The organism is Bacillus cereus group sp. BfR-BA-01408, from assembly GCF_022663305.1.
GTDB lineage: Bacteria > Bacillota > Bacilli > Bacillales > Bacillaceae_G > Bacillus_A > Bacillus_A pacificus.
In genome coordinates this window covers 1-434 of sequence record NZ_JAKUFF010000206.1, presented here as the reverse complement: position 1 = coordinate 434, position 434 = coordinate 1, and the positions used below count along the sequence as shown (strand labels likewise).

Here is a 434-nt window from a genome sequence, read left to right as displayed (position 1 = left end):
TAACAATTGCTTTAGTTACATCCGTTATTCTTTGTGTAGTTGGTGGTGCGCTTTATGATATAAGCCCAGAAGATAAGGCCAGAATGGCACAAGAAGCTGAGGCTAAGAAAGTAGCGAAAGCTAAGGCAAAAGAAGAGAAAGAGAAGGCTCCGGAGGAAGAAGAGAAAGAGAAAGCTGAAAATAAGGAACCGGCAAAGAAAGAGACTGAAGAAAAAAAAGCCCAAGAACAAGCCCAAAAGAAAGAGGAAGAGAAGAAGAAGGCCGAAGCTGAGGCTAAGAAAAGGGCTGTGGAAGAAGAAGCTAAGCGCCTAAAGGCCGAGAAGGAAGCAAAAGCTAAGGAAGAGCAAGAACAGAAAGCTCAAACCAAGAAAGAGAAGGAAGAAAGAGATAAAAAAGCAGGTACAAAAGTAAAGGTTGAGCGTTATGATACTTGT

General features: G+C 41.9%; 1 pseudogene. It reads left to right on the top strand.

Annotated features, from left to right (window positions below):
* Positions 1-434, top strand: a pseudogene (locus MR083_RS26940) (cell division protein MukB); the annotation flags it as partial.